The sequence below is a fragment of the Burkholderia sp. CCA53 genome (assembly GCF_001685525.1).
In the GTDB taxonomy this organism is placed as follows: domain Bacteria; phylum Pseudomonadota; class Gammaproteobacteria; order Burkholderiales; family Burkholderiaceae; genus Burkholderia; species Burkholderia multivorans.
On record NZ_BDDJ01000003.1, the window covers coordinates 481,604 to 499,187 of the forward strand.

Sequence of the window (17,584 nt, forward strand, 5' to 3'; positions counted from 1 at the left end):
CTATGATTTTTCCACGTAATAACGAAACGACCACCTATGGTCACTTAGACACAGATCTGCCCTCACTCCACTTCCGAAATCCGACACATGAAAATCCTGCCTCGCACGCTTCTGATCGCCGGCTGCGGCGTCTCGCTGGTTTCGCTCGCCCATGGGCAAAGCAGCGCGTTGACGTTATGGGGGCAGGTCGATTCCGGCATCACGTACATCAGCAACAAGCGCGGCGGTTCGTCGTGGGGCACCGCCTCGGGCATCGGTTCGCCGACGCGCTGGGGGTTGCGCGGCAACGAGGATCTCGGCGGCGGCTATCGCGCCGTGTTCGCGCTCGAGAGCGGCTTCAACGTCAACACGGGCGCGCTGATCAAGACCAATACGCTGTTCGACCGGCAGGCCTACGTCGGCCTCGACGGGCCGCTCGGCACACTGACGCTCGGCCGCCAGTCCGATCTGATGGACGACGTCGCGATCCGCTATTCGAATGCGTTCTGGAACCGCAGCCTGTACTCGTTCCATGCGGGCAATCTGGACAGCCTGACCAACGGCTACCAGATCGAGAACGCCGTCAAGTACCGCAGCCCCGACTGGTACGGCGTGCGGGTCGGCGCGCTATACGGCTTTGCGGGCTCGGATGCGAGCGGGCACAGCGCGGGCGCGTACGCGACGTACGATCGCGGACCGCTGTCGGCCGGCGTCACCTACATGACGAGCAAGCGCCGCGTGCTCGATCTCTACAACTACTTCGGCTGGACACGCTTTCTCGGGCAGACGCTGTCGGCGCAGCAGACGTTCCAGTCCAACGCGGTCGACAATCTCGGCATCGGACTCACATACCGGGTCGTGCAGCCGTGGACGATCAACTTGCTGTACACGCGTACCGACATCAAGGGTGCGCGGGCGGCCACGCACATGCAGAACATCGATGCGGGCACGCTCTACCAGTTCACGGCGGCGGAGGCCGTCACGCTCGACTACACGTATTCGCGCATGGAAGGCATGCACTGGAACACGTTGGAAGCCGGCAACCTGTATTCGCTGTCGAAACGCACGCAGGTGCAGGCGACGCTGACGTGGCAGCTCGCGTCGGGCAACGGCGCGACGGCCGCGACCTATCCGAACGGGCCGTCGTCGGGCAGGTCGCAGTTGCTCGCGCATGTAGGGATCACGCATTCGTTCTGAACGCGCGTTCCATACCGGGCGATCGGCCGAATGCGCGCAGCAGTCGCACGACCATGAAAAACGGGCCTGTCGGCCCGTTCACGCCCCTCCATGAAATCGGCGTTGCTTCCCGTTCGTCTCAGAACCGGTGAATGATCCCGGCACCGAACGCGAACTGATTGCCGGTCGACGACGGCGCCGTGTTCAGCCCGTCGCCGAGCGTCGCGGTCGCATTGACGATATTGCCGGCGCCGTTCGTACCGAGCGTCTTGCCCTTCGCATGCTGATACGCTTCGAGCAGATACAGCCCGGTGCGCTTCGACAGCGAGTAGTACTGCGACAGGTTGAACTGATGATATTGCGCGCTATCGGTGATGCCGTTCGATTCCGTCGCGCGCGTATACGCATAGCCCGCACCGAAATCCCACACCGCCGACGGCTTCCAGTGCAGCACCGCGCCCGCCGTATTGAAGATCGCCGTATTGAAGAACTTCGATGCGGCGCCCGGAAGGTACTGCGTGTTCGTGTACGTCGCCGTTGCATCCCACGCGTCGCTGAACCGGTAGCTGAGGCCGACCGCGAAGCGCTGCTGCGCCTTCGCCGTCTGATAGCCGTTCGTGACCGCCGACACGCCGATCTGCGAGCCGCCGTTCGACGTCGTCGAATTCGCGCCCCACGTGCCGCCGGCGGTATTCGAGTTGTTGATGCGCTCGAACGCGACGCCGACACCGAGCGGACCGGCCGCATACTGAATGCCGGTTGCCCACGTCGAGCCGGCGTTCGTGCTGCCCGCGACGCCGCCGAGCGAGTACGAGCCGCTCAGCGTCAGGCCGTACCATTTCGGCGACGTATATTCGATCGTGTTGTTCGCACGGTAGATGGTGTCGAGCCCGTCGACGTCGCCCGGGTGCGCGCCGTAGTAGCCCGTGATCCACGTGATCGGGCTGAACGGCGCCATCGTCTGGTAGTACGACGCGTACTGCCGCCCGGCGGTCAGCGTGCCGTACGTCGCGTTGGTGAGCCCGACCCACGCCTGCCGGCCGAACATCGCGTCGGTGTACTGCGCGGCGCCGGTGCCCGAATTGAATCCGGATTCGAGCGTGAAGATCGCCTTCGTGCCGCCGCCGAGATCCTCCGTGCCCTTCAGGCCGAACCGGCTGCCGGCCCACACGCCCTGATTCATCTTGACGAGCGACTTGCCGCCGGACGTCGAGCCGACCGTCGTCGCGCTGCTCTGGTAGCCGATGCCGTTGTCGACGATCCCGTACAGCGTGACGCTGCTTTGCGCGAATGCCGGGGCAGCGACCGCGAACGCGACGCCGGACGTCAGCGCCGTCCGCCATGCCTGCTTCTTCATCGATATGTCTCCTTCGTTGGTTTTGTCTGACAGGATTGAAATGGCGAGCGGCGCATCGACGCCGCTCGTTCGATCAGGGGCGGTACGCGCGCCAGCCGTTGCCGCCCGTGCACGCGAGTTGCGAACCGTTCACGCGGCACGTCGCTTCGTAGCCCGGCGAGTACAGCCATTCGCCGGCCCAGTGCAGGTCGACGAACGGATCGGCCTTCGGCGTGTCGGCGACGAAGTTTGCCGCGTCGTCGGTGCTGCCGCTGCCCGTGTAGCGCGCGGTGGCCGGGTACGGAAACACCGGCCGCGTGCGCGTCGTGTTGCCGCTCGCGTCGACGATCGACGCGACGATCCGGCCCGGCGTCGTGCCCGTCTCGGTCCAAGCCATCAGCGGCGTCAGCACGTCGAACACGTTCGGCCCCTGGCCGCCGCCGCAGTGCGCGACGCCCGGGAACAGATAGAAGCGCGCGAAGCGGTCGACGTTCGCGTCGCCCATGTAGCGCTTCATCGCTTCGTAATATTCGATGCTCGAACGCGGCGAGATATGCTGGTCCTCGAGCCCGTGCCAGAGCAGCAGCTTGCCGTTGCGGCCCGCGAAGCGGCTCAGGTCGGGATCGGTCGCGGCCAGGTAGTTCGACACGGGGACCACCGTCTTCAGGAAACCCGCGAGCGTGAACTTCAGATCGCCGATCGTCGCGGACGGATACGACGCGTTGTAATAGTCGAGGTAGCGCAGGAACGGCAGCACGAAGCCGATCGTGCCGCTCTGCGCGGTGGCCGTCGCCGGCACGAACAGCGTCCAGTTCAGCTCCGAGCCCCACTCGCGCGATACGAACGGTTCGAGCCGCAGCCCGTCGGCCGTCGTCGCGCCGTCGTGAAGCCGGCGTACGACCGCCGCCTCCTGCGGCGTCAGGCAGGTCGCGTTCGCCTGGCCGGTTGCACACACGAGCGTCGCGGGATCGAAGCGGCACGCGCGCGGATTGTCGATCACGCCGTCGACGACACCGTCCAGCGCATCGCATGCTTTCAGCACGGCGGCATGCAGCATCGGCAGCTTGCCGGCGAGCAGGATCGCGTTGCCGGTCTTCGGATCGGTGTTCACGGCGGCGGGCCACGCGTGATGAAACGTGTTCTGCACGATCAGATCGTTCGCGGGCGCACCGGCGGCGATCCCGTCGAAATCGTCGGGGTAGCGCTGCGCTTCCATCAGCGCCTCGCGGCCGCCGTCCGAACAGCCGTCGAAGTACGAATAGCGTGCGGGTCGTGCATAGAAGCGCTGGATGATCGCCTTCGCGACCTGCGCGGTCGCATGCTCGGCGCGATACGCGAAGTCGAGCTTCGCGCGCGGGTCCAGCGCCCAGGTGCCGTCGTTGCCGCCTTCGTGCCCCATGTCGGTCGCGGCCATCGCGATCGTACCGTTCGTCACCGGCACGCAGGTCGACGCCATCGGCGCGTTGACCGACAGATTGCCGCACAAGCCGCCGCATCCGGTCTGCAGATAGCGCTGCGTCCACCCTTGCGTCGGCAGCTGGAGCTCGAACAGCGACGCGCCGGGGCCGATCGTCCCCTTCACGTCGCACATCGGCGCGGCCAGCGTGTTGTTGCCGACGACCGTGCCCGCGGGCAGCACGGTCGCGGACGCGATCGTGACAGGGCCGTCGGTCACGCCGCTCAGGTCGAGCGACGCGATCGCCTGACACGACATCGCCGGCATCACGGCCGGCAGATTCGCGAGACCGCCGCTGCTCGCTGCACTTGCCGCGCTCGCCGCCAGCGGCCAGCCGAGCATCACCGCGAAGAGCCATCCGATCGCGATCGTCAGCCGCCGCAGCAGCCGCTCCGTTCCGCTGCCCGTCTCGCGTCCACCCGTGCGCCGCGCGCACGCTGCGTTGCCGTTCGTCTCCATGTCCGTCTCCTGTCGTTTTGATTGGCGAGCCATACGCGCGTGTCGCGCGACGGCCGTTCGTGAAAGCGTCGACACGCGGTTGAACGCCGTGCATCGACAGGCGCGACGTTCCGTGGTCAGCATAACCAGCGACGTCGTATCGCTGCGTTGCGAACCGCGCGCCGTGCCATCCGATCTGTTTATCGCTCGGGATACCGCCGACGCGCGCGCCGACATCGCCCCGCGCACGACGGCGTCACGCCGGCTGCATCCCGCATTCACGCTTTGCCGCATCGTTGTGCGGCGAAGCCAGATAGGCGAGAAACTGCGCGGCCGAAGCCGGTTCGCGCGCCGCCGTGCAGACGGCCGCCGCGAACACCGTGATCGACTGAATCGTGTCGGGAAGCAGGCCCGCGACGTCGATACCGTCGACGTTCGTCAGCTCGCTCAATTGCTGAAAGCCGAGCTCGACGTCGCCGGATGCGATCAGCGAGCCAACCGGTACGCCGGGCGGCGCCTGCACGATGCGCGACGCGAGCGCATCGGCGATGCCCCAGCGTGCGAACAAACGGTTCAGATGCACACCGCTCGGCCCGGTGGAGTAGCCGATCCGGCGTGCGCGCAGCACCGCGTCGCGCACCGCGGCTTCGGTGCCGAGATCGGGGCGCGACGTGCCGGCCGGCACCGCCACCGCGATGGCCGAGCGCGCGACGTCGACGCGGCCTTCCCTATCGACCCGGCCCTCGGCCGCGAGCCGCTCGATCGCGTCGGCAGCGAGCACGACGAAGTCGAACGGCTCGCCGGCCTGCACGCGACGCGCGGCATCGACACCGCCGATCGACGTGACGTCGACGCGTCCGCCCGTGTCGTGCGCATAGCACTCGACGAGCCGGGCGAGCAGCGGGCGCGTCGCCATCGACGAGATGCCGGCGATCGCGGCCGGCGTGCGGGGCGCGTGTGCCATCGTCGCCTCCGCGTCAGTCGATATAGCGCAGGCCGGCCTGCCGCAGCGGCTCGCGCATGTCGTACATGTCGAGGCCGAGCACGCCGGACGCGAGCGTCTCGCGCTTTTTCGCCTCGTTCGCTTCGCGCGCAAGCGCCTTGTCGAGCACGTCGGCCGCCTGCGCGGCCGGCACCGCGACGACGCCATCGTCGTCGGCGACGATCACGTCGCCCGGATGCACGAGCGCGCCCGCGCAGACGACCGGCACGTTCACCGAGCCGAGCGTCGCCTTGATCGTGCCTTTCGCGGAGATCGCCTTGCTCCATACCGGAAACTGCATCGCCTCGAGCACCGCGACGTCGCGCACGCCCGCGTCGATGATCAGCGCATGCGCGCCGCGCGCCTTGAAGCTCGTCGCGAGCAGATCGCCGAAATAGCCGTCCGTGCAGTCCGCGGTGATCGCCGCGACGACGACGTCGCCCGGCCGGATCTGTTCGGCCGCGACATGCATCATCCAGTTGTCGCCCGGATGCAGCAGCACGGTCACGGCCGTGCCCGCCGCATGCGCGCGCGGATAGATCGGACGCATGTACGGCTTCATCAGCCCCGTGCGCCCCATCGCCTCGTGCACCGTCGCGGTACCGAGTTCGCCGAGCCGTGCGGCGATCTGCGCGTCCGCGCGATGGATCGTGCGGTAAACCACGCCGAGTTCGTTCATCTTCACTTCCCCTTCGCTTTCAGTTGCGCATCCAGGCGCGGATACACGCGGCGCGCATTGCCCTCGTAGATCTTGTAGCGCGCCTGCGCGTCGAGTGCCGACGCTTCGATATAGCGCTTCGTGTCGTCGTAGTAGTGCCCGGTCTCCGGATCGATGCCGCGAACCGCGCCGATCATCTCGCTCGCGAACAGGATGTTGTCGACCGGAATCACGCCGGTCAGCAGATCGATGCCCGGCTGGTGGTAGACGCACGTATCGAAGAACACGTTGTTCAGCAGATGCTCGGTCAGCAGCGGCTTCTTCAGTTCCTGTGCGAGGCCGCGAAAGCGCCCCCAGTGATACGGCACCGCGCCGCCGCCGTGCGGAATCACGAAGCGCAGCGTCGGAAAGTCCTTGAACAGATCCGACGTCAGGCACTGCATGAACGCGGTCGTGTCCGCGTTCAGGTAGTGCGCGCCGGTCGTGTGAAAGCACGCGTTGCAGCTCGTGCTCACGTGGATCATCGCGGGGATGTCGTACTCGACCATCTTCTCGTACAGCGGATACCAGTAGCGGTCCGACAGCGGCGGGCTCGTCCAGTGGCCGCCGGACGGATCGGGATTCAGGTTGACCGCGACGTTGCCGTACGCCTCGACGCACCGGACGAGCTCCGGAATGCAGGTCGCGACGTCGACGCCGGGGCTTTGCGGCAGCATCGCCGCCGGCACGAAGCGGTCGGGGTACAGCCGGTGCACGCGGTAGCACAGCTCGTTGCAGACGGCGGCCCACGTGCTCGACACGTCGAAGTCGCCGATGTGGTGCGCCATGAAGCTCGCGCGCGGACTGAAGATCGTCAGGTCGAGGCCGCGCTCGCGCATCAGCCGCAGCTGGTTCGGCTCGAGCGATTCGCGCAGCTCGTCGTCGCTGATGTTCAGTTCCGCGACCTTCGGCCGCTCGGACGGGCTGTGAATCGCCGCGATCTGGCGATTGCGCCAGGTCTCGAGCGCCTTCGGCGCGGTCGTGTAGTGGCCGTGAATATCGATGATCATTGACACTCCTGTTGCATGACGGGCTGGCCGGATGCCGCGTGTCGGCGCCGTCCCGCGACGCGGGACGCGCGATCGCGCGGACGCGGTCAGTGCGCCGGTTTTTCCATTTCCTTCGGTTCGCGTGCGGCCGCGCGCTGCGTCGTGACGATCGCAATCGCCGCGAACGTGGCGGGCACCGCGAGCATCGACAGGATCGCGTCGAACTTCCAGCCGAGGCCGAGCAGCGCACCGCCGATCGCCGAACCGAAAATGCTGCCGAAGCGGCCCATGCCGAGCATCCAGCTCACGCCGGTTGCGCGCGCGACGGTCGGGTAGCGGCCCGGCGCATACGCGTTCAGCCCCGTCTGCGCGCCGCTCATGCAGAAGCCGGCCGCGAACACGAGCAGCGCGAGCGACGACGACAGCGCGCCGGCCCACGCGAGCACGGCCACGCACAGTGCGCCGCCGAGATACGCTGCGCCGATCACGGGTGCCGGCCGCACCTTGTCCATCAGCCAGCCGACGCCGATCGCGCCGATCGTCCCGCCGATCTGGAACATCGCCGTCACGTTCGCGGCCGTGCTGACCGACAGGCCCGCATCCTTGATCAGCGTCGGCAGCCAGCCGGTCAGCAGATAGATCACGAGCAGTCCCATGAAGTACGTGATCCACAGCGATACCGTGACAACGCCATAGCCTTGCGAGAACAGCACGCCGATCGGCTTGCGCGTCGGCAGCGGCGGCTCGTTCGAGACGAACGTCTCGTTGCCGTCGAAGCGTGCGCCGCAGACGCGGTTCAGCAACGCGCCGATGCGCTGCGACGGCGCACCACGCACGGCCAGCAGCCGCGCCGATTCGGGCAGCAGCCACAGTTGCAGCGGAATCAGCAGCAGCGGCAGCGCGCCGCCGAACAGCAGCACCGCGCGCCAGCCGTGCAGCGGAATCAGCCAGCCGGCGACGAAACCGATCAGCGCCGAGCCGAGATTGAAGCCCGTGAACATGATCGTGATCATCAGCGACCGCATCCGCTGCGGCGCATACTCCGACAGCAGCGTCGTCGTGTTCGGCATCGCGGCGCCGAGCCCGATGCCGGTCAGCAGCCGCAGCACGGCCATCTGAACCGGCGAGCCCGCATACGCGGTCGCGATCGTGAAAAGGCCGAACAGAAACACCGACGCGATCAGCACGCGCTTGCGCCCGAACCGGTCCGCGCTCGGGCCGGCGACGAGCGCACCGATCACGAGGCCGATCGGCGCCGCGCTCATCACGAGCCCGAATTCGGGCCGCGAGATCGCCCAGTCGCGAATCACCGACGGCGCGACGAACCCCATGATCGCGACATCCATCCCGTCCGCAATCACGACGAGGCAGCACAGCGCGACCAGCAGCCACTGGTAGCGCGACACCGGCCGGTCGTCGATGAACGACTTGATGTCGATTGTCTTTCCACTTGCCATCCTGTTTCTCCTGTCTCCTTGGTAGCGACCCGCGATTTGCTTCGCCATCCTATTTATCTGAGCCGGTCTCCTGCGGAGGCCGGCGACGCACGCGGCAACGTTGCCGCGTGCGCATTCGCTAGCTTTCGTTGCCCTCCGTGCCGGCGTCCCAGCCGAGCGGCCCGGCGCTCTTGCCGGCGACCGAATACAGCGCGCCGGGCGCATTGCGCGTGCGCTGAAAATCTTCCAGCGATTCGCCACGCATCGCCGCATAGATGTGCAGGTTCGACACGCCCGTCACCGCACCGAGTTTTTCCAGCAGGAAAAAGATCACGCCGTAGCGCAGCAGGCCGGCCCAGTCGCGCCGGCGGATCAGGTCGCGCTCTTCGTCGCTGAGGCCCGCCGCCGCAAAGCTCGCTTCGGGGTCGGCGAGGAACTGCGCGCGATGGGCAGGCTCGATCATCCGGTGCAGATAGTCGTTGATCCGGTACGCACGCACCGCGCGCGCGATCGTGAACGGATACGTGCCGGGCAGGCGCTCGACGCCGTCGAGCTCGGCCGCGATGCGCCGACGGTGCCGTTCGACGGCGGCCGTGTCGACGTCCGGGTCCGCACTTTCGTAGATCGCGGTCGCGATGCCCGTCATCGACGGCAGGTAGTAGCTGCGATGCCGGCACACGACGCCGGCCGGCAGCGCGCCGCGCATCGTGAGCCACATCACGACCTCGGCGCCTTCGAAGCCGCCGAGCGTCGCGTATTCGGCCAGCGTCATGCCGGCGAGACGTTCGGGATCGCGCTCGAACAGATCGAGAAAGCGCCGGTCCCATTCCGGATCGTTGAAGCCCGCGCGTTCGCCGTGCACCTGGTGCGACAGCCCGCCGGTCGCGACGATCGCGACGCGCAGGTCTTCCGGATAGCTCTCGATTGCGCGGCGCAGCGCCTGCCCGAGCCGGTAGAAGCGGCGCGCGGACGGCACGGGCAGCTGCAGCACGCCCATCTGCAGCGGCACGAGGCGCACCGGCCAGTCCGGGCGATGCGGACACAGCACCGACAACGGCGAGAAACAGCCATGATCGAGCGGCTTGTTCTGGAAGAACGACATGTCGAACTCGTCGGCCATCAGCGACTGGCCGATATGCGCGGCGAACGCCGGATCGCCGGCGATCGGCGGCAGGTCGCGCGCACCGCCGCCTTCGTCGGCCGGATGCCATTGCGGCCCGACGCCGAGCGCGAATGCCGAGTAGTGATCGAAGAAGAACGACGTCACATGGTCGTTGTAGATGAACAGCAGCACGTCCGGGCGCTGCGCGTCGAGCCATGCGGCGAGCGGCGCGAAGTTCTCGAAGATCGGCGCCCAGACCGGATCGTCGCGCTTGTTCTTGTCGAACGCGAACCCGATCGTGGGCGTGTGGGAGGCCGCGATGCCCCCGATAATCCGTGCCATGGCCTGTGTGCTCCTTCGCGATGTTCGAATGCGGATCGTCGACTCGACGGTCCGGCAGAGTGGATGCGCGTGTGCGGTGTGCGCGTCGCCACCGTCGCGGCGGACGGTGCGCGGCGCGCGTGTCGCCGCTCGCCGTTGCCGCCCGATGTCCCGTTTCGATCGGACGAACAACGGATCAGATGGCCCGCCCGGTCGCCGGCAACGGCGCTCACGCTGCTGACCAGGCCGAAATTACCCATTGCGCATCGTCGCCACCCAGTCGGGGTAAACCCTTGGTTTTGAGCGGAAAGTCGCACGCAGTACACGTTCGGCGAGCGCGCCGCAGGCGTGCCGCACACGCCGCAGGCCCGCGGGACAGGGCTTCCGCCCGCGGCCGTCGCGCGTTGCCCGGCACGCGTGCCGCCGTCGCCCGATTCATCCCCGATAAATAAAACAGATACGTCGATAAGCACGACGCAAGTTCGGGCGCCGCCGTTCCGGTAAAGTCGATCGTCATTGGCGCGCGGCCGCGACGACGCGCGCCCGTCCTCCATCGAACTTCCGCGACCATGGATTCCAACGATCTGCCGAACCTTGCGTGTCTGTATGCCGTCCAGCGCGTTGCCGAAACGGGCAGCGTCAGCCGCGCGGCCGCCGCCCTGTTTCGTGCGCAATCGGCCGTCACGCGTGCCGTGCAGGAAGTGGAAGCGGCGCTCGGCGAACCGCTGTTCGATCGCAAGCCGTCCGGCATGCTGGCGACGCCGGTCGGACGCGCGGTGCTGAAACGCAGCGAGCGCGTCTTCGCCGAGCTCGGCGAACTCGCGAACTGGTGTGCGTTGCGGCAGTCGCGCCGCCGTGCGCCCGGCGAAGGCGGGCTGCCGGCGTATCTGCTGAACACGCGGCGGCTGCAGCTGTTCTCGACGCTCGCGCGGCACCGTCACATGCCGAGCGCGGCCCGCGCGCTCGGCGTGACGCAGCCGGCCGTCAGCAGCGCGATCCGGATTCTCGAAAGCGGCGCCGGTTTCGCGCTGTTTCACCGCCATCCGCGCGGCCTGCTGCTGACGGCCGACGGCGAAACGTTTCTGCTGCACGTGCGGCGCGCGCTGAACGAGTTGCGGCATGTCGCCGACGACGTCGCCGCATTGCACGGCAGCATCCAGGGCGTGGTGACCGTCGGCGCGCTGCCGCTCGGCCGCACGCTGATCCTGCCGGAAGCGCTCGCGCGCGTCGTCACGCGTTTCCCGAAAGTGCGCGTGATCACCGACGAAAGCGCGTACGAAGCGCTCGTCGCGGGCGTGCGCGCGGGCGACATCGACTTCATCCTCGGCGCGTTGCGCGCGAACGATGCAGCCGGCGACCTCGAGAACGAACGATTGATGTCGGAGAATCTCGTCGTGCTGGCGCGCCGCGATCATCCGCTCGCGCGCGTGCGCAATCTCGGGCTGCGCAGCCTCGCGGCCGCGCAATGGATCCTGCCGCGCAGCCATGCGCCCGCACGCGGCCTGTTCGATGCGCTGTTCCGGCGCATGAAGCTCAAGCCGCCGATGCCGACCGTCGAAAGCGCCGATCTCGCGGTGATCCGCGGGCTGCTGCTGCATAGCGACATGCTGGCGGTGCTGTCCGCGCAGCAATTGCATTACGAATGCGAGTCGGGGTTGCTCGCGGTGCTCGACGTGCCGATGCACGATACGACGCGCGACATCGGGCTGATCACGCGCAGCGGCAGCCCGCCGTCGCCGGCGGCGCGCGCGCTGATCGACGCGATACGCGTCGTCGCGACCGACATTGCGCGCGGGCCGCGCATCGTCGCACGAAAAGCCGCGCATTAGCGCGCGTGCGCTACTCGAGTTCGACGCCCTTCAGTTCGGGAATCAGGAACACCGTCGCGACCATGTCGAGCACGTACAGGCCCGCAAGCAGTGCAATCGCCGTCTGGAACGAGTAGCGCGCGGCGAGCGCGCCGACCGTCATCGGGCCGAAGCCGCCGATCGCGCGGCCGATATTCCACAGCACGTTCTGCGCGGTCGCGCGCGCCGCGGTCGGATAGCCTTCGGACATCAGCGTGCCGTATCCGCCCACCATTCCGTTCACGAACATGCCCATCAACGCGCCGGCCCACAGCATCGCGGTCGGATTCGACAGCTGCGCATAGGCGATGACGGTCGCGACCGAGCCGAGCTGATAGATCAGGAACGTCGGCTTGCGGCCGATGCGGTCCGCGAGCTGTCCGAACACCCAGACGCCGAGCATCATTCCGACGACCGTCGCCGCGGTCCACAGCCCCGACTTCGTCAGCGAGAAGCCCATCTGCTTCGACAGGAACGTCGGCAGCCAGATCATGATGCCGTAGTAGCCGAAGTTCTGAACCGCGCACAAGATCACGATGCCGGCGCTCGTACGCGCGGTGCGGCCGTCGGCGACGAGCATCCGGAACGCATTGGACCTCGGCAGCGCGGCGCGTTGCACGAACACCTCGGGCTCGTGCAGCCGGTTGCGCAGCACCCAGGCGAGCAGCGCGGGCGCCACGCCGACGACGAACATCCCGCGCCAGCCGATATGCGCGAGCAGCCACGGCGTGAGCAGCGCCGCAAGCAGCACGCCGACCTGCCAGCCGAGCGCGACGTAGCACGACACGCGTGCACGCCGGTTCGCCGGCCACGCTTCGGCCGCGAGCGCCATGCCGATGCCGAACTCGCCGCCGAGGCCGATCCCTGCGACGGTCCGGTAGACGAGCAGATCCCAGAAGCCGCGCGCGAACGCGCACAGGCCCGTGAAGATCGCGAACAGCATGATCGTCCACGTGAGCACGCGCACGCGTCCGTAGCGATCGCTCAGTGCGCCGAACAGAATGCCGCCCGCGACCGCGCCGATCAGCGTCCATGTAACGAGCGCGCCGCCCTCGCCGGGCGTCAGCCGCAGCGCCGCCGTGATCGCGGGCAGCATGAAGCCGAGAATCAGCAGATCGAAGCCGTCCAGCGCATAGCCGATCGCCGAGCCGGCGAGCGCCTTCCACGCGTAGGGACCGACCTGCTGCACAGGCGACGTCGACGAATCGCCGAGCGCCGAAGAAGGGATGTCTGCTGCCATCGTGTTCTGCCGAAAAATGTTCGCGACATTCTAGGCGAATCGGCAGCCGCAGAAAAAAGGAAAGCCGGCCGTCGAACGATCGACGACCGGCTGAACGGGATGCCGCGGTGAAACCGCAGAAGAACGGCGACGCCACATATCGCCGGAAAAACCTGCTCGCGCAACGCGAGCGGCGCCGGCCTGCCGTCCGGCGCGACCTGCATCAACCCTGATCGTCGCCGGGCCACCACGTCTTCGCTTCGCGATCGACGAGCAGCGAATCGAGATCCTTGCCTTCGAGCCATTTCGGCTTCGGGCCGCGGCCGGACCACGAGCGGCCGGTCGTCGGATCGTAATACTTGGCCGGCGCCTTGCGCTTGCGCTGGACGATATAACCGAGCGCGCTCAGCACTTCCTGTTGCGTGATGCCGTACAGCTCGACTTGCTGCTTGAATGCCGCGAGTGCGGCCTGCTTCTCCTTCTGCTTGGCTTCCGACAGCTTGATGTTCAGGTCTCGAAGCTGCGCTTCGAGATCCCGCAGGGCCTGGGTCATTTATTCATCCTCTTTGGGCATGTTTTCTGAAAAACTCCGATGGCCGAACCTAACACGAAGTTCCGCCGATCCGTGTTGCAATCTGTGACGCGGCCGACCGAACGGGTCCGAACTTCGTCGAACGCCGGCGCGCCGTCCACACCACACCGTCGAACCGCAACACGCGCACGCGCACGACGCACGCGGCCGGCAACGACCTCCTCGCCGCCGGCTCCGCCCCCTGGCACAGGCGGCATGGCGCGAATGATAACAGTGCGCGGCCCGCGCGTTTCAGGACTTGTGAGGCGCAGCCGATGGCGACGGAAGCGGCGGTGCTTCACGCAGCACCTCGCGCAGCGCGGTGTCGAACGGCGTCGCATGACGAATGCCGAGCGCGTGCAACCGCGCCGCGTCGAGATGGCAGTCGTACGGACGCGGCGTCGCATCGGCCGGCGTGTCGATCGGTGCGAGCGATGCGTGCAGGCCCATCGCCTCGGCGATACGCTGCGCGATCTCGTACTTCGTCATCGCTTCGTCGCCCGACCAATGGCGGATGCCGACGACCGACGCACCGGCCAGATGCCGATGCAGGAGATCGCGGATCACGGCCGCGACGTCGGGCGTGTAGGTCGGATAGCGGATCGCCCATGCATCCATCCCGACCGCCTCGGCGCCCGCGCGCGCGGATGCGACGATCGCCGGCACGAGGCTCGTCACCGCCGACTCGCTCCAGTCGGCGATCGGTCCGTACAGCAGCGGCAAGCGCAGCACGCACGACAGCGGCGACGCGGCGAGCAGCGCCGCTTCGCCTTCCAGTTTCGTGCGGCCGTAGACGTTCAGCGGATTCGGCGTCGCGTCCTCGCGATAAGGTGCCGCGCGCCCGTCGAAGACATAGTCGGTCGAGATGCCGAGCGTCCATGCGCCGTAGCGCGCGGCGAGCGCGCCGATGCGGGCCGGCGCGTCGACGTTGATGGCGCGCGCGCCGGCCGGATCGCGCTCGCAGACATCCGGGCGCCGCTCGGCCGCGCAGACGACGACCGCCGCCGGCCGATGCAGGTCGAATGCGCGTTCGAGCGCCGGCCGATCGAGTACGTCGAGCATCGCGATCTTGTCGGGCGGCAGCGCGAGCAGACGTGCGCCGCGTGTATCGCGGTTGCGGATCGTGGCGATCGTCCCGAATGCCGGATCGCGCGACAGCGACGCGACGACCGCGCGGCCCAGCAGGCCGGATGCGCCGATCACGAGAACGGTGGCGGGACGGGACGACGGGGAAGAGGCTGTCATGTGCAGTGCGGGCGCAGGCCATAGCGGATTCCGGTCGCCCATCTTAGCGAAGCGCGGGCGTCCCATCAAAAAAGCCCGGCGCACTTGTCGCGCGCCGGGCTGCCGCATCCGCGCGGATGCGCCGCTTCGTCATTGCCGGTCGAGCGAATACCGGCCGGGGCCCGTGAGCGCGAGCAGCAGGAACGCGCCGACGATGCTGATGTTCTTGTAGAAGTTGATCATCGCGAGGTACTGGTCCATGCCTTGGAGCGACCAGTAGCGGTGGCCGATGAACGCGGTCGCGAGCGTGTAGACGGCGAACGCGAGCGCGAGCGGACGCGTATAGAACCCGATCGCGATCAGCACGCCGCCGACCAGCTCGACGCCCACCGCGATCGCCGCCGACAGCTCCGGCGACGGCGAACCGGTCGACGCCATATACGCGACGGTGCCCGCAAAGCCGGTCAGCTTTTGCCAGCCGAACAGCACGAACAGGATCATCAACAGTACGCGAGCGGCCAGCAGCAGCTCGTCCTTCTTCGATTCCAGCGACAGGTAACGCATGGCAGTCATCCTTCAATTGACGTTCGTTGCATCCGCAGCGCGCGGCCGCCGCGCGGGCGGCGACGTCGACAACGGACCCTTTCCTCGCACGATCGATCCGTGCGCCGGTCGGCGCGCGTCACGTAGAACCGTCCCGGCCACACCTTCACGGCGCGGTTTCGGAGCGGTTTCGGCGAAGCACGGGTGCAGTCTACTGTCCCGCCGAAATTCATCAATTGGCTGGATTCGGATTGGCTGTCACGATTTGGTGGACAATCGAACCGATCGCCGGCACGCAAAATCGAGACGCCGCATGACGCGGCACCATGCGCCTCCCTCGCGGAACCGGGCTCACACGGCCGCATGCCTCAAGCTGTCCACAGTTTTCGTGCATAACCCTGTGGACAACCTCCGTCCGAGCGGCACGCCGTCGGGCGCGCATCGGTGTCGGTACCGATCAGTGCTGGACGCCCCAACGCCGCACGGTCACGCGTTCGAGCGTGTCGAACACGAGATGCTCGACGAGCAGCCCGATCACGATGACGGCCGCCAGGCCGGCGAACACGCGGTCCGTATAGAGCTCGTTGCGGTTCTGAAAGATGTACCAGCCGAGCCCGCCCTGCCCGGCGCTCGCGCCGAACACGAGTTCCGCCGCGATCAGTGTGCGCCACGCAAACGCCCAGCCGACGCGCAGCCCGGACAGGATCGACGGCAGCGCGGCCGGCACGAGGATCAGCAGCACCTGCCGCAGGCCAGTGAGGCCGTAGTTGCGGCCCGCCATCCTGAGCGTCGCCGGCACGCCGACGAAGCCGGTATACATGTTCAGCGCGAGCGGCCACAGCACCGCATGCACGAGGACGAACAGCAGGCTGCCGGTGCCGAGCCCGAACCACAGCAACGCGATCGGCAGCAGCGCGATCGACGGCAACGGATTGAACATCGACGTGAGCATCGCCAGCAGATCGCGGCCGAAGCGCGTCGACACCGCCGCCGACGTCAGCACGAACGCGAGCAGCACGCCGAGCGCATAGCCGCGCAGCAGCACCGACATCGAGATGCCGGTCTTCACGAGCAGCTCGCCCGACACGATGCCGTCGACGAACGCGGCCAGCGTCGCGCCGAAGGTCGGCACGAGCAGATCGTTCGCGACGACGCGCGCGACGATCTCCCATGCGGCGATCAGAACGAACGCGATCGCCGCGCGGCGAAACCACGCCGCGTCGGCGACACGTCGCACCAACGGCAACGGCGCCGCGCGCTCGGCATCGCGCGGCGGTTCGAGCTCGCGCTCGTATTCCGCGCGCACGGGCGGCAGGACAGGATCGAACGGTCGCATCAGGCGGCCTCCCCCGTCTGCGATGTATCGGTGTCGAACAGCAGCCGATGAATGCGCGCGACGCTCGCGCGGAAATCGCCGCTGCCGACGCTGTCGAGCCCATATGCGTGGCTGTTGAGCTCCGCGCGCACGCGGCCCGGATGCGGCGACAGCAGCAGGATGCGATTGCCGACGACGAGCGCTTCCTCGATCGAGTGCGTGACGAACAGCAGCGTGAAGCGCGCGTCGTCCCACAGCCGCAGCAGCTCTTCCTGCATCCTGCGGCGCGTCAGCGCATCGAGCGCGGCGAACGGCTCGTCCATCAGCAGCACGCGCGGCTGCATCGCGAGCGCGCGCGCAATGGCGACGCGCTGCTTCATGCCGCCCGACAACGTATGCGGATACGCATCGGCGAACGCGCCGAGCCCCACCTTGTCGAGATAGTGCAGCGCACGTTCGCGCGCTTCGGCACGCGTCAGCTTCGCGGCGACGCGCAGCGGAAACGCGACGTTCTCCACGACGGTCTTCCACGGCGGCAATTGATCGAACTCCTGAAACACGACCACGCGATCCGGGCCCGGCCCGTGCACCGGCGCACCGTCGAGCGAGATCGTGCCGGCGACCGGTTCGACGAAGCCGGCGATCGCCTTCAGCAGCGTCGATTTCCCGCAGCCGGACGGGCCGAGCAGCACGAAGCGGTCGCCGCCGTACACGTCGAAGCTGACCTGCTGCGTCGCACGCACGATGCGCGTGCCGGTGCGGTACTCGAGCGTCACGCGGTCGACGGCGAGCAGACGTGCGCTGTGCGCGGCGGAAGGTGCGGCCTGCGGCGCCGCGCGATGGGCGTCACGCGACGCGGACGCAGGCGTGCCCGTATCGGACGACGCGCGATCGCGCGCCGCGAACGGCGGCAGCCAGGTGCGGGAAGAAGGGGCATTCACGATCGAAGCTCT

General features: G+C 67.7%; 15 protein-coding genes. 2 read left to right on the plus strand and 13 right to left on the minus strand.

The window, feature by feature from the left end:
• Positions 1 to 87 precede the first annotated feature (87 nt).
• Positions 88 to 1,176, plus strand: a complete 1,089-nt coding sequence (locus tag BCR55_RS28805; RefSeq protein ID WP_053299085.1) for a porin — start codon at positions 88 to 90, stop codon at positions 1,174 to 1,176.
• Between the two features lie 118 nt (positions 1,177 to 1,294).
• On the opposite strand, the gene BCR55_RS28810 is transcribed toward BCR55_RS28805, so the two are convergent.
• From BCR55_RS28810 to BCR55_RS28840, 7 genes are all read right to left on the minus strand, one after another.
• A complete protein-coding gene (locus tag BCR55_RS28810; protein WP_053299086.1) occupies positions 1,295 to 2,512 on the minus strand; it encodes a porin in 1,218 nt (405 codons plus the stop codon).
• Between the two features lie 73 nt (positions 2,513 to 2,585).
• Positions 2,586 to 4,406, minus strand: a complete 1,821-nt coding sequence (locus BCR55_RS28815; RefSeq protein WP_065497143.1) for a tannase/feruloyl esterase family alpha/beta hydrolase — start codon at positions 4,404 to 4,406, stop codon at positions 2,586 to 2,588.
• Between the two features lie 235 nt (positions 4,407 to 4,641).
• On the minus strand, positions 4,642 to 5,349 hold the full coding sequence (locus tag BCR55_RS28820) for a substrate-binding domain-containing protein (protein ID WP_065497145.1): 708 nt from the start codon (positions 5,347 to 5,349) through the stop codon (positions 4,642 to 4,644).
• 13 nt (positions 5,350 to 5,362) lie between these two features.
• Positions 5,363 to 6,046 (minus strand): 4-carboxy-4-hydroxy-2-oxoadipate aldolase/oxaloacetate decarboxylase, encoded by a 684-nt coding sequence (locus BCR55_RS28825; RefSeq protein ID WP_035946852.1) that lies wholly within the window; start codon positions 6,044 to 6,046, stop codon positions 5,363 to 5,365.
• Positions 6,047 to 6,048: 2 nt separating this feature from the next.
• A complete protein-coding gene (locus BCR55_RS28830; protein WP_006399197.1) occupies positions 6,049 to 7,074 on the minus strand; it encodes an amidohydrolase family protein in 1,026 nt (341 codons plus the stop codon).
• A gap of 86 nt (positions 7,075 to 7,160) precedes the next feature.
• Complete coding sequence (locus BCR55_RS28835; protein WP_006410193.1) at positions 7,161 to 8,510, minus strand: aromatic acid/H+ symport family MFS transporter; 1,350 nt, start codon at positions 8,508 to 8,510, stop codon at positions 7,161 to 7,163.
• A 118-nt stretch (positions 8,511 to 8,628) separates the two neighbouring features.
• Positions 8,629 to 9,933, minus strand: a complete 1,305-nt coding sequence (locus tag BCR55_RS28840) for a gallate dioxygenase (RefSeq protein WP_006399199.1) — start codon at positions 9,931 to 9,933, stop codon at positions 8,629 to 8,631.
• 548 nt (positions 9,934 to 10,481) lie between these two features.
• Here BCR55_RS28840 and BCR55_RS28845 point away from each other — a divergent pair.
• The gene (locus BCR55_RS28845; protein WP_006405386.1) at positions 10,482 to 11,741 is read left to right on the plus strand and encodes a LysR family transcriptional regulator; all 1,260 of its coding nucleotides are present in this window, start codon (positions 10,482 to 10,484) and stop codon (positions 11,739 to 11,741) included.
• A 10-nt stretch (positions 11,742 to 11,751) separates the two neighbouring features.
• Here BCR55_RS28845 and BCR55_RS28850 read toward each other — a convergent pair whose 3' ends face one another.
• The 6 genes from BCR55_RS28850 to BCR55_RS28875 all read right to left on the minus strand — a co-directional run bounded on the left by BCR55_RS28850 (position 11,752) and on the right by BCR55_RS28875 (position 17,572).
• Positions 11,752 to 12,999: an MFS transporter gene (locus BCR55_RS28850; protein ID WP_065497146.1), complete on the minus strand. Its 1,248-nt coding sequence runs from the start codon at positions 12,997 to 12,999 to the stop codon at positions 11,752 to 11,754.
• A 202-nt stretch (positions 13,000 to 13,201) separates the two neighbouring features.
• Complete coding sequence (locus BCR55_RS28855; RefSeq protein ID WP_006399203.1) at positions 13,202 to 13,531, minus strand: H-NS family nucleoid-associated regulatory protein; 330 nt, start codon at positions 13,529 to 13,531, stop codon at positions 13,202 to 13,204.
• 270 nt (positions 13,532 to 13,801) lie between these two features.
• Positions 13,802 to 14,794 (minus strand): SDR family oxidoreductase, encoded by a 993-nt coding sequence (locus tag BCR55_RS28860; RefSeq protein ID WP_065497228.1) that lies wholly within the window; start codon positions 14,792 to 14,794, stop codon positions 13,802 to 13,804.
• 129 nt (positions 14,795 to 14,923) lie between these two features.
• Positions 14,924 to 15,337 (minus strand): DoxX family protein, encoded by a 414-nt coding sequence (locus BCR55_RS28865; protein ID WP_006405389.1) that lies wholly within the window; start codon positions 15,335 to 15,337, stop codon positions 14,924 to 14,926.
• Positions 15,338 to 15,773: 436 nt separating this feature from the next.
• A complete protein-coding gene (locus BCR55_RS28870) occupies positions 15,774 to 16,652 on the minus strand; it encodes an ABC transporter permease (protein WP_065497147.1) in 879 nt (292 codons plus the stop codon).
• Positions 16,652 to 17,572 carry an ABC transporter ATP-binding protein gene (locus tag BCR55_RS28875; protein WP_065497149.1) on the minus strand — a complete coding sequence of 307 codons (921 nt, stop codon included), beginning with the start codon at positions 17,570 to 17,572 and terminating at the stop codon, positions 16,652 to 16,654. The genes BCR55_RS28870 and BCR55_RS28875 overlap by 1 nt, the downstream gene beginning before the upstream one ends.
• Between the last annotated feature and the right edge of the window lie 12 nt (positions 17,573 to 17,584).

What these genes read in the sequence shown, in the direction of transcription:
- BCR55_RS28830 (WP_006399197.1), bottom strand. Translation starts at nt 7,074, where the DNA reads ATGATCATCGATATTCACGGCCACTACACGACCGCGCCGAAGGCGCTC.
- BCR55_RS28865 (WP_006405389.1), bottom strand. Translation starts at nt 15,337, where the DNA reads ATGCGTTACCTGTCGCTGGAATCGAAGAAGGACGAGCTGCTGCTGGCC.
- BCR55_RS28845 (WP_006405386.1), top strand. Translation starts at nt 10,482, where the DNA reads ATGGATTCCAACGATCTGCCGAACCTTGCGTGTCTGTATGCCGTCCAG.
- BCR55_RS28870 (WP_065497147.1), bottom strand. Translation starts at nt 16,652, where the DNA reads ATGCGACCGTTCGATCCTGTCCTGCCGCCCGTGCGCGCGGAATACGAG.
- BCR55_RS28840 (WP_006399199.1), bottom strand. Translation starts at nt 9,933, where the DNA reads ATGGCACGGATTATCGGGGGCATCGCGGCCTCCCACACGCCCACGATC.
- BCR55_RS28815 (WP_065497143.1), bottom strand. Translation starts at nt 4,406, where the DNA reads ATGGAGACGAACGGCAACGCAGCGTGCGCGCGGCGCACGGGTGGACGC.
- BCR55_RS28825 (WP_035946852.1), bottom strand. Translation starts at nt 6,046, where the DNA reads ATGAACGAACTCGGCGTGGTTTACCGCACGATCCATCGCGCGGACGCG.
- BCR55_RS28850 (WP_065497146.1), bottom strand. Translation starts at nt 12,999, where the DNA reads ATGGCAGCAGACATCCCTTCTTCGGCGCTCGGCGATTCGTCGACGTCG.
- BCR55_RS28835 (WP_006410193.1), bottom strand. Translation starts at nt 8,510, where the DNA reads ATGGCAAGTGGAAAGACAATCGACATCAAGTCGTTCATCGACGACCGG.
- BCR55_RS28810 (WP_053299086.1), bottom strand. Translation starts at nt 2,512, where the DNA reads ATGAAGAAGCAGGCATGGCGGACGGCGCTGACGTCCGGCGTCGCGTTC.
- BCR55_RS28860 (WP_065497228.1), bottom strand. Translation starts at nt 14,794, where the DNA reads ATGACAGCCTCTTCCCCGTCGTCCCGTCCCGCCACCGTTCTCGTGATC.
- BCR55_RS28855 (WP_006399203.1), bottom strand. Translation starts at nt 13,531, where the DNA reads ATGACCCAGGCCCTGCGGGATCTCGAAGCGCAGCTTCGAGACCTGAAC.
- BCR55_RS28820 (WP_065497145.1), bottom strand. Translation starts at nt 5,349, where the DNA reads ATGGCACACGCGCCCCGCACGCCGGCCGCGATCGCCGGCATCTCGTCG.
- BCR55_RS28805 (WP_053299085.1), top strand. Translation starts at nt 88, where the DNA reads ATGAAAATCCTGCCTCGCACGCTTCTGATCGCCGGCTGCGGCGTCTCG.